This is a genomic window from Streptomyces pilosus (assembly GCF_014649835.1).
In the GTDB taxonomy this organism is placed as follows: Bacteria; Actinomycetota; Actinomycetes; order Streptomycetales; family Streptomycetaceae; genus Streptomyces; species Streptomyces pilosus.
On sequence record NZ_BMTU01000002.1, the window covers coordinates 635,988 to 649,335 of the forward strand.

General features: G+C 71.4%; 14 protein-coding genes and 1 pseudogene. 5 read left to right on the forward strand and 10 right to left on the reverse strand.

The annotated features are described in order from the left end of the window. Positions 1-49: 49 nt before the first annotated feature. Positions 50-271 (reverse strand): annotated as a pseudogene (locus IE118_RS07860) (hypothetical protein); the annotation flags it as partial. 172 nt (positions 272-443) lie between these two features. Between IE118_RS07860 and IE118_RS07865 the strand changes: the two are divergent. Beyond that, entirely contained in the window at positions 444-647 is a 204-nt protein-coding gene (locus IE118_RS07865) for a hypothetical protein (RefSeq protein WP_189556793.1), read from the forward strand. Positions 648-830: 183 nt separating this feature from the next. On the opposite strand, the gene IE118_RS07870 is transcribed toward IE118_RS07865, so the two are convergent. Beyond that, the gene (locus IE118_RS07870) at positions 831-1,316 is read right to left on the reverse strand and encodes an ATP-binding protein (protein ID WP_189556795.1); all 486 of its coding nucleotides are present in this window, start codon (positions 1,314-1,316) and stop codon (positions 831-833) included. A gap of 183 nt (positions 1,317-1,499) precedes the next feature. Between IE118_RS07870 and IE118_RS07875 the strand changes: the two genes are divergently transcribed. After that, entirely contained in the window at positions 1,500-1,862 is a 363-nt protein-coding gene (locus IE118_RS07875; RefSeq protein WP_189556797.1) for an STAS domain-containing protein, read from the forward strand. 209 nt (positions 1,863-2,071) lie between these two features. Here IE118_RS07875 and IE118_RS07880 read toward each other — a convergent pair whose 3' ends face one another. From IE118_RS07880 to IE118_RS07890, 3 genes are all read right to left on the reverse strand, one after another. After that, the gene (locus IE118_RS07880; protein ID WP_189556800.1) at positions 2,072-2,305 is read right to left on the reverse strand and encodes a hypothetical protein; all 234 of its coding nucleotides are present in this window, start codon (positions 2,303-2,305) and stop codon (positions 2,072-2,074) included. 164 nt (positions 2,306-2,469) lie between these two features. Then, on the reverse strand, positions 2,470-4,134 hold the full coding sequence (locus tag IE118_RS07885; protein ID WP_189556802.1) for a RecQ family ATP-dependent DNA helicase: 1,665 nt from the start codon (positions 4,132-4,134) through the stop codon (positions 2,470-2,472). Between the two features lie 151 nt (positions 4,135-4,285). Continuing rightward, the gene (locus IE118_RS07890; protein WP_189556803.1) at positions 4,286-5,605 is read right to left on the reverse strand and encodes a PP2C family protein-serine/threonine phosphatase; all 1,320 of its coding nucleotides are present in this window, start codon (positions 5,603-5,605) and stop codon (positions 4,286-4,288) included. A gap of 109 nt (positions 5,606-5,714) precedes the next feature. On the opposite strand from IE118_RS07890, the gene IE118_RS07895 reads away from it, so the two are divergent. Both IE118_RS07895 and IE118_RS07900 read left to right on the forward strand, forming a co-directional pair. Further along, the gene (locus tag IE118_RS07895) at positions 5,715-5,981 is read left to right on the forward strand and encodes a helix-turn-helix domain-containing protein (protein ID WP_189556805.1); all 267 of its coding nucleotides are present in this window, start codon (positions 5,715-5,717) and stop codon (positions 5,979-5,981) included. A gap of 534 nt (positions 5,982-6,515) precedes the next feature. Further along, on the forward strand, positions 6,516-7,205 hold the full coding sequence (locus tag IE118_RS07900; protein WP_189556807.1) for a GAF and ANTAR domain-containing protein: 690 nt from the start codon (positions 6,516-6,518) through the stop codon (positions 7,203-7,205). A 91-nt stretch (positions 7,206-7,296) separates the two neighbouring features. On the opposite strand, the gene IE118_RS07905 is transcribed toward IE118_RS07900, so the two are convergent. Then, a complete protein-coding gene (locus tag IE118_RS07905) occupies positions 7,297-7,800 on the reverse strand; it encodes an ATP-binding protein (protein ID WP_189556809.1) in 504 nt (167 codons plus the stop codon). Between the two features lie 311 nt (positions 7,801-8,111). On the opposite strand from IE118_RS07905, the gene IE118_RS07910 reads away from it, so the two are divergent. Beyond that, on the forward strand, positions 8,112-9,428 hold the full coding sequence (locus tag IE118_RS07910; protein ID WP_189556811.1) for a phytase: 1,317 nt from the start codon (positions 8,112-8,114) through the stop codon (positions 9,426-9,428). Positions 9,429-9,474: 46 nt separating this feature from the next. Here IE118_RS07910 and IE118_RS07915 read toward each other — a convergent pair whose 3' ends face one another. From IE118_RS07915 to IE118_RS07930, 4 genes are all read right to left on the reverse strand, one after another. Then, entirely contained in the window at positions 9,475-9,672 is a 198-nt protein-coding gene (locus IE118_RS07915; RefSeq protein WP_308431830.1) for an aminoglycoside adenylyltransferase domain-containing protein, read from the reverse strand. A 109-nt stretch (positions 9,673-9,781) separates the two neighbouring features. Then, positions 9,782-10,618 carry a dioxygenase family protein gene (locus tag IE118_RS07920; RefSeq protein WP_189556813.1) on the reverse strand — a complete coding sequence of 279 codons (837 nt, stop codon included), beginning with the start codon at positions 10,616-10,618 and terminating at the stop codon, positions 9,782-9,784. Between the two features lie 507 nt (positions 10,619-11,125). Further along, a complete protein-coding gene (locus IE118_RS07925) occupies positions 11,126-12,325 on the reverse strand; it encodes an alkane 1-monooxygenase (RefSeq protein ID WP_189556815.1) in 1,200 nt (399 codons plus the stop codon). Between the two features lie 116 nt (positions 12,326-12,441). Next, entirely contained in the window at positions 12,442-13,077 is a 636-nt protein-coding gene (locus IE118_RS07930) for a TetR/AcrR family transcriptional regulator (RefSeq protein WP_189556817.1), read from the reverse strand. Positions 13,078-13,348: the final 271 nt, after the last annotated feature.

Genomic DNA, 13,348 nt, shown 5'->3' on the forward strand with positions numbered 1-13,348 from the left:
GCGGGAAGGCCGATGTCCCCGTCGCCGGCCCCGGCCTGCGCGGCCTTGATCAAGCAGGCGTCGTTTTCGGAGTCGCCCTCGACGGGTCGTCCACGGCCTCGGCCCGTGCGGTGGCCGCCGCCTGCAGCAGGGACCAGCCGTCGATCTCCCTCGCCCGCCGCTCTCCCGGTCGCCACCCGCACGCCATCGCCGCGTCGAGCAGGGCTCGGACGGCGCCGGGTTCGTGCAGATCGAGGGAGGCGCCACGGACGTGTCCCACGTCGCCAGAGCCCGGCGCGCACCGCCGGAAGGCGCATCACCGTCGCATCGCTGTGTCCACCGGCTGCCACCGCATCTCCCCAGGACGCATGGGCGACAGGTACAGCATCTTCACACCCCTGCGCCATCACCGGATCACATGCGGGCACCCGCTCACTGGTCGCCTCCCGGGAAGGGGGAAACCGGTGATCCTGACCGCGTGCCTGCTGCTGCCGGTCATGGCAGCACTGCTGTACCTCACGAGCCGCATCGAGGAATGGCTCACCCGCACCGTACGGCCACCCCGCCACGCCCGCCGCCGGCACCTGCGCCTGATCCCCGGAGGCAGGCGCGCGGCGAGCACGAGGCGCATCCCCGGCCGGCGGCACAGGCGCCTCGACGCCGCCTGACCACCGCCGCGACCGGACCGCTCCCTCTCCGGCTCGCCCGGCGTTCCGGATGATTCAGCGGACCGACTCCAGAGTCTTCGCCGGGCGTCGGGAAGCTGGAGAAGGTACGCGGGGTCAGGGCAACAGCCCGGTCCGACGAAGCAGGGGCCGGCTGCCCGGTGACGACAGCACTCCGGGGCCGCGCTACAGGGGGAGCTGCCCGGCGACGTCACCGTCGGGGCTGTCCAGGAGAGCGATGCGGGCGGTGACGCGTTTGCCGACCGGTTCCCGCTGGACTTCGAATCCCTGGGCCACGGCCATCACGATCTCCAGCCCGTGCTGCCCCACCCGTCCGGCATCGGCCGCCCGGGCCACCGGCAGCACGGGATCGGAGTCCCACACCGCCACCTCGACCAGACCGCCGGCACCGGTGATGCGCAAGTTCAGCAGCACCGGGCCGGGCGCGTACTTGCGGGCGTTGGTGACCAGCTCACTGACTACCAGCTGGGTCAGGTCCATGGCTCGCTGAGAGACCGGCAGGCCGTGTTCGGCCTGTACCTCGGCGAGGAAGCCCGCAGCCAGGTGGCGGGCCTGGGCGATGTCCGTACCGTCACCGTCCAACGCCACCGTGGTCTGTACGTCCTGCGCCTCCGGCGAGGTGCCGCCCCCGTCCAAAGGCCCTGATTCCATCCCGGCCACCTTCGCTGCCCCGTTCACCCCCGGCGCATACCCGCGCTTTCGCGGTATACGCCCACACTCCTCCGCGCCGGCTTCACACCGGCGCACGAACATCGCCCCCATGGTGCAGGGAGCACTCCAGGGTGAAGGTATTGATGTGCAAGTATCACTCATATGTTTGAGGGGCAGGAGCATATGACGGACGCGAAACACGCCGAACAGTCGGGTGTGCTGTCAGTAGTGGCCGCGACCACGGACGGTATCCATGTACTGACCCTGGCGGGGGAACTCGACCACCACACCGGGGACCAGGTGAGGCAGGCCCTGCACGTCACCGGCGACGTCCGGCCCCGCATCGTGATCGACCTGGGCCACGTCACGTTCATGGACTCCAGCGGCATCAACATTCTCATCACCGCCTTCAAGGACGTCACGCAGGCCGGTGGCTGGCTGCGCCTGGCCGCACCCACCGACTCCGTACTGCGGGTCCTGCAGCTCGTCGGCGTCGACGGCCTCATCGAGTGCCACCCCACCCTCCGCCAGGCCCTCACCCCCTGACCACTCGCGTCGCTTCCGCCGTCCCCCTCCTTGCGACGCTCGCGCTCGATCTCGGCGAGCTGTCCGATCTGGGTGGAACTCGGCGCGACAGCGCGAAGGAACCCACCGCGGACGAGGGCTCGTCGCCCCAGGCGGCGGCGATGGACGCGGGACGGACAGGGGAGCAGCAGGCGTCGGCGGGGGAGTGACCGCCCGGGTGGTGTCCTCTCCTACGTCGATGTCGTGGTCTCGTCTCCTTCACCGGTGTCCGGTTCGGCACGCTTTTCGGCGCCCGTCTCCAGGTAGCCGGGGTCGTCACCCGCGACCCGGCCCACGAAGACGTCGTTGGGCGTGGTACCGGTCGTGCTGTGCCGGTCCGCCGCCTCGGTGTCCGGTGTACCGCCCGTGTCCTCCGACCGACCCGAACAGACTTCCGCGGAGGGCCCGGTCGTGCGACCAGCCATGCGTTCGCGGACCCATGACCAGACGGACATGTCGCCTCCCGATCAGGAGATGCGTGCCGATGCCGACGGCCGGTTCGCGGCGCCCTCGGCACTCGGCGCCGCACCCTGTCCGGTTTCCACCTGCCTCTCAGCCCCATCATGGCGCGGCCCGGAGGCCGGGCGCGTCATGCGCCGGTGAGCAAGCCGCCCTCCTGCACCGCTGTCAGCGACAGCGTCTTGTAGCCGACCTGCTCGAAGAGCACGACGAGGCGGTCCTCCTCCCTGCGCATCACGGTGCCCGCACCCCACTCCGCGTGGCTCACCCGGTCGTTCGCCTCGTAGGGCCCGCCCCGCCCGGACGGCGGAGCGGCGTCCCGGCGACCGGCCCCGGTGCCGGGGCGCTCGTCCTCGCGGTCGCACACGTCGCACCGTCCGCACGGGGCGTCCAGCTGCTCGCCGAAGTAGCCCAGAAGGTACTGGCGGCGGCAGGTGGGCGTCTCGGCGTAACCGCGCATCATCTCGATGCGCGAGCGGTCGACGCGCTGCCGCCGCTCGAACACCCGTGCCGCCTCTTCGGTGGCCTCGTCCACCGTGCGGCCGGGCAGCGCCCGGACCGCGCGGCGCCTGCCCTCGACGGACACCGCTCCGGCCTCTTCCAGCAGGTTCAGCAGCTCGCTGGTCTTCCGGCGCGACAGGCCGCAGAGCTCCGCAGTCCGGCCACGGCTCTGCGGGGCATCCTTGTCCCGCAGCATGGCCATGACGCGGCGCAGCGCGTCGGCGTCCAGGGTTCGGGCCGTGAGGAACTTCTGCAGCCCCAGGTCCTCGGGGCGGTAGAACAGCACCGCCCGGGCCGGCTCCCCGTCCCGGCCGGCGCGGCCGATCTCCTGGTAGTAGGAGTCCAGCGCCTCCGGTACGGACGCGTGGGCGACGAACCGTACGTCCGCCTTGTCGATGCCCATCCCGAACGCGGAAGTGGCCACCACCACGGCGGGCGCGCCTTCCATGAAGCCGTCGTGGATCCGGCGGCGGTCGGCAGCCTTCATGCCCGCGTGGTACGCCTCGGCGTCCACTCCGTCCTGCCGGAGCCGCTCCGCGTACGTCTCGGCGTCCTTGCGGGTGGCGGTGTAGAGGATGCCCGGGGCGCCCGCCCGGGCCGTCCAGCGCGCGACGGCCTCGCGCTTGGCCGGGTCGTCGGTGAAGGTGCGCACTTCCAGATGGATGGTGGGCCGGTCGGTCCCGGTCGCCACGACATGCGCCTCGCGCATGTGCAAGTGCTCGAGGATGTCCGACCTGACCGGGGCCGCGGCCGTCGCGGTCAGAGCCAGTACCGGCGGGCGGCCCAGCCGTTCGGCGACCTCGCCCAGGTTCAGGTAGTCGGGACGGAAATCGTGTCCCCACGCCGAGACGCAGTGGGCCTCGTCGACGACGAACAGCGAGGGGTTCAGCTCCCGCAGCCGTTCCACGACACTGTCCTTGGCCAGCTGCTCGGGCGACAGGAAGAGGTACTCGGCATCACCGTCCCGGATCGCCCGCCAGCCCTTGTCGACGGCCGACCGCGGCTGTGCGGAGTTCACGGCCACGGCGTCCGGCGCCGCGCTCTTCCGCAGCCCCACGACCTGGTCGCGCTGCAGGGCGATCAGCGGCGACACCACGACCGTGGGACCGTCGAGCATGACGGTCGGCACCTGGTAGATGGCCGACTTGCCGGAACCGGTCGGCATGACGACGAGCACGTCGCGGCCCTCGAGCAGTGATCCCATCGCCTCCGTCTGCTCGGCGGCCAGGTCGCTCCAGCCGAACCGCTCCCGGGCGACGCGGCGCAGCTCGGCGATCCGGTCGTGCGCGCCCATCGCGACGCCCCTTTCCTGGTCCGGCACTCCTGCGACCCGGCCCGTGTACCCCCGTGGACGGCCCCGATGCAGAGGGTCACGGCAGTCGTGCGAGGCTGCCGAGACCCCTCGCCGACTCGCCGCTCGACTGCGCCGGGACCGCCGACCCTGGTCATGGGTTCGCCGCGGGTCGCTGTGACGGGGTGGGTGTTCGTGCGACGAGGAGGGCGATGTCGTCGGTGTGGTCGGTGGCCATGCCGGCGAGGAGTTCGTCGCAGAAGGTGTCGAGGTCTTCGCGGGCGAGGGCGGCGGCGTGCTGCCGCAGGCGTGTCATGCCGTGGTTGAGGTCCTCGCCGCGCCGTTCGATGAGGCCGTCGGTGTACATCAGCACGGTGGAACGGGCGGGCAGGGCTTCGGAGGCGTGATGGCGCGGGAGGGTGGGGTCGACGCCGAGGAGGAGACCGCGGCCGCCCTTGAGGTAGCGGGTGTCGCCTTCACGGGTGACCAGCAGGGGCGGCAGGTGCCCGGCGCTGGAGTAGCTGATCGTCCAGTTCCCGCCGTCGTCCTCGTCGAGGAGGGCGTAGAGGCAGGTGGCCGTGGCGTGCGGATAGAGCGCCTGGTGAGCGAGGTCGAGGCGGCGCAGGATATCCCCGGGAGGCTCTTGCCGGTCGCAGCCGATGCCACGCAGCATGTTGCGCAGCTGGCTCATGGTGATCGCGGCGCGCAGGTCGTGACCGGTGACGTCCCCCATGATCATGGTCGTGCTGCCGTTGGGCAGGAGAAAGCTGTCGTACCAGTCGCCGCCGACCTCGGCGGTGGTCGCGGCGGGCGCGTACCGGGCGGCCATCTGCAGCGGGCCGGTTCGGGGCAGGGTCGGCAGCAGGGAGCGTTGGAGGCGTTCGGCGATGTGCTGGGTCTCCCGGTGCAGCCGGGCGTTGTCCACGCCGAGGGCGATGCGGTGGGTCAGGTCCTCCACCATGGCGAGGTCGTCGTCCGTGAGAGGGGCGCGGTCGGCGGAGCGGCCGATGGTCAGCGCGCCGAGGACCTGGCGGCGGGCGCGCACGGGGGCGATCACGGCGGTGTCGGTACCGAGTTGGTCGAACAGTTCGAGCTGACTGGCGTGCAGCGGGTCGGCAGCCTCGTCGGGGCCGGGGACATCGGCCGCGGTGATCAACAGGGGCCCGGCGCCGATGAGCGCCCGTGAGAGCGGACCGACCGGTTCCTCGGGTACGTCGGGCAGCAGACCGGTCAGACCGCCGATGGGCAGTACGGCGGGATCGCGGTGGACGACGCTGATCCGGCGGGGGCGGCCGTCGTCGTCGAGCAGGTCGACCGCGCACCAGTCGGCCAACTGGGGCACCAGGATGCGGCAGACCCGCCCCACCGCCGCGTAGGAGTCGAGCGTGCTGGTCATGGCGGTGGTGGTCTCCGCCAGCAGAGTCAGCCGGTCCAGCGCCCGCTGGACCACGTGGTCCACCTCGAAATCGTCCATACCCCCTCCTTCCCACAAGGCCCACGAGGTCGCACGACCCGCACACCGACGGTTCCGACGGGAGGACCCTCTCTTCACACTCTGCATCCTGATGCGGAAGGCTTGGGCCATGAGCGTGGAATCCGAGCGGCTGGCGAAAGCGCTCATCGCGTTCCGGGAGGCCGAAGGCATCTCCGTGAGGGAGCTGGCGCGCCGCACCCAGCTGAGTCAGGCGACCATCAGACGCCACGAGAGTGACCGCGGATGTCTGCCCGTTCCGTTCGCGGCCCGCCGTTTCGAGGAAGTGCTCGGCCGGGTACCGGGCAGCATCCCGGCTGCTGCCGGCGGGCCCACGGATGTCGGGCTGCGGCCGGACCCCGACGGTGTCACCGGGTAGGCCGAGCAGCCAGGACCGGCGGCGGCGCGACAGGATCGATGCCCGCACGGGCACACCCCGCCCAGCGGCAAGGGGGCCGGCCGTCTCCTACCCGAGCGTCAGCATCGCCTCGGCGACCTCGCCGACCGCCGCATCCGATCGCCGTGGCGGCATCCTCGAGGATGAGCAGCCGCGCCCCGGGGATCTCACGCGCGATCGCCTCGCCGTTGCCGACGGGGAAGAACCGGTGCCGACGTACGGTCCCAGACGCGCGGCGACTCCGCGTGCGGCGACGGGGTCGTCGCCGAGGACTTCCGCGCCGGCGGCGGCCAACTCCGCAACCGCCTCGCGGTCGGTCCCATCGGGCATCGGACGGGCGAACAGCCGGCGCATCGTCGCCCGGTCATGGTCGGGGAGGTCGTCGTCGGCCGGACCGGGCGCGACCGCGCGCGTGCCGGCCGCGGAGCCGGTTGCGCGGCCGGTGGGGGCGGGGAAGCGCGGGCGTTAGGGTGAGCGGGCGGTGCAACGGGCGAGGTCGAGACGGGTGGTGGCGGGATGCAGTGGCAGGGGTTCGCCGAGCAGATGGCTGTACTGGCCCGGGACCTGCTGGCCAAGGAGTCGGTGCAGGAGACGCTGGACGCGATCTCGGCGGCGGCGGTGCAGCTGGTGGACGGCTGTGACGCGGCCGGGATCATGGCGGTGCGCAAGGGCCGGGCGATCACGTTGTCCTCGTGCGGGGAGATGGTCGAGGAATCCGACCGTATCCAGGGCGAGCTCGGCGAGGGACCCTGCTACGACCTCGCCCGCCGCGAGAACGGCGAGCGCACCTACCGGATCACCGACATGACCCGGCCCCAGCCGTCCTGGCCCACCTACGCGGAAGCGGCCCGCGGGCTCGGTATCGGCAGCATGACCGGCATCCTCCTCTACACCGACAAGGAGGACTTCGGCGCCCTCGACCTCTACGCCCGCCGCCCCGGCACCTTCACCCAGGACATCGAGGCCGCCGGCTGGATGCTCGCCTCGCACGCCGCGGTCGCCCTGGCCAGCGCCCGCACCATCGACCAGCTCGAACACGCCATGGAAACCCGCCACGCCATCGGCGAAGCCATGGGCATCCTCATGGAACGCCATCGCATGACCGAAGACGACGCCTTCGGCGTGCTCCGCCGCATCTCCCAGCACCACAACATCAAGCTCCGCGATGTGGCGCTCAAGATCCGCTCCGAGCGCGACCGCCCTTGACCGGCGTTGACGCTGGTCAAGGGCGATCGTGTCCTACGGGTACGTGCGCGCGGGTCCGTGAGGTGTGAGGGGAGCGTCGGTCGTACGGCTCCTACCCCAGGGGGTGGTCCGGTGCTCCGTCGATGTAGTACCGGGCGGAAGCACTGGCCTGGCGGAGCGGGACGTCCGCTGTGATCTCCTTGCCGCCGCCGGCGTGCCGGACGACGAGATGGCTGCTGATGGCTTCGACGATCTCCAGGCCGTGTCCGCCGATGCGGCGGGGGTCGGCCGGCTGGGGCCGGGGGACGGCAGGGGAGGAGTCCCGGACGGTGATCCGCACGACGCGGTTTCGCTCGGCCGTCCGAAGCCTCAGGTGACCGGGACCGGGGGCGTGTCGTACGGCGTTGGTGAGCAGCTCGGTGACCACGAGTCGGACGTCGCCGGCGACGCCGGGCGGCACCGTGATCCGGTGGGTGCGGTGCAGGGCGGACAGCAGTGCGTCGGCTTCGGCCCGGCCCTGTGCGGCCGTGGGCGGGGATCCGCTCCAGGCCAGGTGCCGACGCAGCGTGTGATCCGGTCCCTGCTCGTCCGCCTGCTTCATAAGCGGTTGAGACATGGAGATCGTCACTCTCAGTTGTATTGGTTTGTACTTCCTGACCCGCCTGGCGGGCTGAGCACCGTCTACCCGCCCCGGTCGACCTTATGGAAGCCGCCCCAGGGCGTCGCCGGCAGGCGGCCGGGTCATGTCCCTGAGGCTCTGTCCTGGCTCTGTCCCCACGCCCCCGATACGCGACACGCTGTCCGGTACGTCATTCACCTCGTGTACATGCGAGGTCGGGGCTACCGGTCAGCCGGCGGCTGCCGTGCCGACACACGGAGGGCCCACTCTCTCGCAGGACCATCCACCCCCTCTCAGAGGAGATCCGCGTGACTCGCTCCACGAGCACCCGGTCGGCCGTGCTAGCCGTGATCACGGCCCTGACAGCGGCGGCCCTGGCCGTGCCGGCCCAGGCGGAGGGCCGCCACCGCGTCTCCGGTGCGGCACTGCCGTCCGTCACCCCCCGTACGGAGACGCCGGTGCTGCACGACGACGACGAAGGCGGCAACGCCGACGCGGACGATCCCGCCATCTGGCGCAACGCCGCGGCCCCGGGCCGCAGCCTCATCGTCGCCACCGCCAAGGAGGGCGGTCTGCGCGTCTACGACCTGGACGCGCGCCTGGTGCAGTCGATCGCCGCGCCTCCCGCCGCGGGAGTGGACGACGCCCCGGGCCGGTTCAACAACGTGGATCTCCTCCACGGGCTGCGGCTCTCCTCGGGGAGGGCCGACCTGGCCGTCACCAGCGACCGCGGCCACGACCGCCTGCGTTTCTACCGCATCGACCGCGACCGCAGAGGCGGTCCGCTGACCGACGTCACCGACCCCGCCGCGCCGCGCGTGTTCTCCCGAGACCAGGCCGAGGTCAATGACCAGCGGACCGCCTACGGTCTGGCGACCTGGACGGACCCGGCGACCGGGAAGTCCTATGCCCTGGTCAGCCGCCGCGAGCGCACCCGCGTCGCCCTCCTGGAGCTGCTGCCGGCCGCAGGCGGCAAGGTCACCTACCGCAAGATCCGCACCCTGGATCTGCCCTCCGCCTTCCGGCTGCCCGACGGTGCTGCATGGTCCCCGTGCGGCGAGCCCGGTGAGCTGCCGCAGGTCGAGGGCATGGTCGTCGACCCGGCCAACGGCATGCTCTACGCCGGCCAGGAGGACGTCGGCATCTGGCGCCTGCGCGCCGACCTCACCGGCACGCCGAAACTGGTCGACAAGGTCCGCGAGTACGGTGTCCCCGGTACCTACGACGAGGAGACCGAGGAGTGCACGCCGGGCGCCGACCCCGGCTACGGCGGCACCAGGATCTCGGCGGACGTCGAGGGCCTGACACTGCTCACCGAGTCCGACGGTGACGGCTACCTCATCGCCTCCAGCCAGGGCGACAACACGTTCGCCGCTTACGACCGCGAGCTGGAGGACGCCAACGAGTACGAGGGCGGCTTCCGGATCACTGCCGCGAGCGACACCCTCGACGGCTCCGAGGAGTGCGACGGCGCCGCGGTCCTGAACGCCCCACTCGGTTCCAAGTACCCGAACGGCCTCCTCGTCGTGCAGGACGGACACGACACCCCCGGCGACGGCGACCGTGCCGCGACCAACTTCAAGTTCGTCGACCTCGGCAAGGTCACGGACGCCCTCGACGACTGACCCTCACCCGGTGCGCCGCCCGGCTCCCGGCCGGGCGGCCCGCCCCTCAGGGCCCGCTTAAGGGCCTCCACGACCTCCGTGCGTGGTCGACATGCGGACGCATCTGCGCCCGCAATGCGCCACGCCGGCGCTCCTCGGAGTAGGAGCCGTGGAAATACAGCTGCCCGGCATGCTCGAGGACGGGGCGGTGCGCGGGCGGGAGCCGGAGAAGGGCCCAGTCGGCGGCGGCGGTCTTCGACGTGATCCGCCCCGTGGAGAGCGTGGCCCCAGACGCGGGCGAAGATCAGCAGGACGTTGCGGGTCGGGTGCCGCCGTACTGGTCGTCGAGCAAGGCAGGGATTGCCCGGGTGTGTCTACGCCCGGGCCCAGAGGGCCGGGACGTTCGGCGGCTCCCAGCCGGCCATGGACGTGTGGGCCTGCAGGCAGCGGTAGGCGGAACCGTTGTACGTCACGGAGTTGCCGGCGGAGTAGCTCCTGCCGACCGCCCAGGTGCCGCTCGGCGGGTCGGTCGGGGTAGGGGACCCACCGCCCGGGACGCCGTCGACGTCGAGGACGAAGTCGAAGGTGCCTTCCCTGCCGTTGCCCGCACTGCGCACGTTCATCAGGAGCGCGGGGTCGTAGAGCATGTCCGTGGCGTTCCGGGGCTCACCCGGAAAGTACAGCTGGGTGGTGAGCACCGGCTTGCCGGGGGCCTGGGCCTTCACATGGATGTGCCGGGTACGGCCCGGGTAGAGGCCGGGCACGATCGTCGTGAGCTTGAAGGCGCCGGTGGAGTCGGTGAACTGGTGACCGCGGAAGGCGAAACCGGCCATGTCGTACGCGCCGGCGTTGTCCGCCTGCCAGAAGTCCAGGAGCACGCCGGACAGCGGGACGCAGTTGCGGCCGAAGACGTAGCCGCTCACCGTCAAAGGTGTACCGACCGTACCCGCCGTCACCAGGCTGGTGCGCCGCGGCGAGTTCGGCTTGAAGTACGGGCCCTCCATCTGGTCCGGGGTCAGGTCGTCGCCGTCGTCGCAGTACGGGGTCGGCGTGAGCGACCTGGTGTCGTCGGAGCGGACCGCGTCACGAGCCAGGGCCATGCCACCGGTGGCGAGGAGTGGGACGGAGGCGCCGGCGGCCACGGCCGCGCGCAGGAGGTTCTTGCGGCTGATGCCGCCCTGCTCGTCGGGGGAGGGGGTGGTGGGGGTCATGGTGGTTCCTCGTTCTCCTCGGTGGGTGGTGTCCCAGGGGAAGCGAAGTGGGACCGTGCGTCACGACGTAGGGAGCGTGTGGAACTGGCGGGCGCGCCCGCCGCTGCGGGGCAGGCGGTCGTAGGTGCTCCGGCGGGCGCGCCTCATGGTGATCGCAGGCAACCGTAAGGGCGGCCGGGGCGGTCGCGGGACCTCCTGTTCCGCCCTCTGCCCGGCGTTATGCGCACCCCGGCAGCGCGCGCGGCCCGCCACTGGCCTTCTCCTCCGGGCAGGGGCCAGGCCCAAGTCGGCTGTGCGGCGGTGCTGAGGTCGTCAAGGACGCGGGCGGGTCGAGGGCCGGCGCCGGTGGGGACGGGGACGGCAGGACCGTGGACGGCGCGGAGTTCGGCGAAGCGCGCCGGCTACATGGGTGGGTCCGACCTTGCTGCCGCCGTCCCGCGTGAGCGTGACCTCACTGCGCTGCATGCCAGGGGCGTAGCCCTGCGACGTCGTCCTCTCCGGCGCATGTCATCCTCCGTGCGACGGTGCCCTCCGCGTGCTGTCGCCGACAGGGGCGCCGTACCGGGTCGCCCGGCGGTGATGAAGGTTGGCGCGCCGTGTGTCGCCGTCGTAGTGCGCCAGCACCTTCGGGTCCATCACCCGCCGCCACAGTGGGGTCACCCAGGCCAGAACGATCATGGAGGCGTAGCCGGAGGGGAGTTGGGGTGCCTCGTCGTAGTGGCGCAGGGTCTGGTAGCGGCGCAGCGGGTTCGCGTGGTGGTCGGAGTGGCGCTGGAGTTGGTACAGGAAGATGTTGCTGGTGGTGTTGTTGCTGTTCCAGCTATGGCGCGGGGCGACCCGCTCGTAGCGCCCGTCCGGCCGCCGTTCACGTAGCAGGCCGTAGTGCTCGAGGTAGTTGACCGTTTCCAGCAGCAGGATGCCGCACACCGCCTGGACGAGCAGACAGGGGAGGACCACCGGACCGAAAACGGCGGTGAGCGTGGCGAACAGCAGCACGGTCAGTCCCCACGCGGTCAGTACGTCGTTGCGGTGCGACCACGTACGGTGCCGGCGGCGGGTGAGGCGGCGGGCCTCCAGGTGCCAGGCCGAGCGCACGCTCCCCGCAACCGTGCGCGGCAGGAACGCCCAGAGGCTCTCACCGAGCCGCGAGCTCGCGGGGTCCTCGCGTGTGGCGACACGGATGTGGTGACCGTGGTTGTGCTCGACGTAGAAGTGTCCGTAGGCGGACTGAGCGAGCGCGATTCGCGCCAGCCGGCGTTCCACCGATTCCCGCTTGTGGCCGAGTTCGTGCGCCGTGTTGATGGCGACACCTGCGACGACACCCACCGTGGTGGCCAGACCCAGCGCATCCGGCACGCTCATGCCGCGGGACCACAGCACGCACGCGTAGAGCAGACCGGCGTACTGGAGCGGTAGGTACAGGTACGTGCACCAGCGGTAGTACCGGTCCTTCTCCAGGGCCGGCATCGCCTCGTCCGGGGGGTTCTCCTGATCCGGGCCGATCAGTGCGTCGAGCAGTGGGATGATCACGAAGGCGAAGAAGGGGCCCCACCACCAGAGCACCTGCCAGTCGCTGACAGCGACCAGTGCCCCAGCCTGAAAGGGCAGCGTGGGGACCGCCAGGCCGAGTAGCCACGCGTAGCGCTTGCGGTCGCGCCAGGGCGTGCCGGCGGGGGACGCAGGGGGCGTCGTCGACGGTGATGTCATCGGGCTGTGCTCCTTGCGGGCGTCCGGTTCTGACCCGGCAGAGCGTGGCACCGGCCTTGAGCGCTGACAATCGGGGACGCACTGTCAACGTTCTGACGGTTCGTCACTTCGCTGGTCTACCGGGTCAGGACACCCATGGCCGCCGCGGTGATGACCTCGGCCGACTCGCGTAGCGAGTGGTCGGGCGGCGGCAGCACGATGTGTGACAGGGCGAGGCGGACGATGACGTCGGCGGCCTGATCCGTACGGGTCTCGTCGACGTGCCGGAAGTGAGTCTGACACCAGGCCCGCACGATGAGCCGCGCCCCCGTGACCACCGGCTCGGACCGCGCCGTCAGGTAGGGCAGCAGCGCGTCCGTGCCGTTGCGGGCCGCCCCGATCACTGAGGCGACGAGTGCGTTCTCACCCGCCTCCTGAAGTGCGTACACGAGGGCGGCGGCGAGCGCGTCCGACGCGGTGGCCGCCGGCTGTCGCAGTGCGCGGTCCACGCCGACGAGGAAGTTCCCCGCCTCCCGGTGCACCAGCGCCCGGCTCAGCCCGCCGCGGCTGCCGAACTCCTTGTAGACGGTCGGCCGTGACACCTCGGCGCGGGCGGCCACTTGCGACAGGCTCACTGAGTCCCAGCCCTTTTCCGTTGCCATGGCGCGTGCCGCGTCCAGCACGTCGTCCCGCATGCGTCTGCGCCACGCCTCGCGAGGCGGCAGAGGTGTGGGGCCGCGGTCCGTGGATGCGGCGAACGGCTTGTGACCCACGGTGTCTCTCCTCGCGTCCGGTGCCGGGGCAGGATGCCGATGATGCATCGGTCAAGGCGCCTGATGAAGCGTCAGCAACTCGACCGACAACGCCCCCTGGGGGCCGTCCGCCGGCGTGGCGCGCCGACCGTCGGTGGGGCGGTGGTCACCGCACGCGAGGCGATCGGTGCGGTCGGACGTCGTCCCTGGGGCTCGCAGGTAGAAGGAAGGTGTTAACGGAAGATACAGATCAGCTTCCCTGTGCGGTAAATGTATCGCGCAGGGTGGCTGG

What these genes read in the sequence shown, in the direction of transcription:
- IE118_RS07880 (WP_189556800.1), bottom strand. Translation starts at nt 2,305, where the DNA reads ATGGCTGGTCGCACGACCGGGCCCTCCGCGGAAGTCTGTTCGGGTCGG.
- IE118_RS07895 (WP_189556805.1), top strand. Translation starts at nt 5,715, where the DNA reads ATGAGCGTGGAATCCGAGCGGCTGGCGAAAGCGCTCATCGCGTTCCGG.
- IE118_RS07905 (WP_189556809.1), bottom strand. Translation starts at nt 7,800, where the DNA reads ATGTCTCAACCGCTTATGAAGCAGGCGGACGAGCAGGGACCGGATCAC.
- IE118_RS07885 (WP_189556802.1), bottom strand. Translation starts at nt 4,134, where the DNA reads ATGGGCGCGCACGACCGGATCGCCGAGCTGCGCCGCGTCGCCCGGGAG.
- IE118_RS07890 (WP_189556803.1), bottom strand. Translation starts at nt 5,605, where the DNA reads ATGGACGATTTCGAGGTGGACCACGTGGTCCAGCGGGCGCTGGACCGG.
- IE118_RS07870 (WP_189556795.1), bottom strand. Translation starts at nt 1,316, where the DNA reads ATGGAATCAGGGCCTTTGGACGGGGGCGGCACCTCGCCGGAGGCGCAG.
- IE118_RS07900 (WP_189556807.1), top strand. Translation starts at nt 6,516, where the DNA reads ATGCAGTGGCAGGGGTTCGCCGAGCAGATGGCTGTACTGGCCCGGGAC.
- IE118_RS07875 (WP_189556797.1), top strand. Translation starts at nt 1,500, where the DNA reads ATGACGGACGCGAAACACGCCGAACAGTCGGGTGTGCTGTCAGTAGTG.
- IE118_RS07920 (WP_189556813.1), bottom strand. Translation starts at nt 10,618, where the DNA reads ATGACCCCCACCACCCCCTCCCCCGACGAGCAGGGCGGCATCAGCCGC.
- IE118_RS07925 (WP_189556815.1), bottom strand. Translation starts at nt 12,325, where the DNA reads ATGACATCACCGTCGACGACGCCCCCTGCGTCCCCCGCCGGCACGCCC.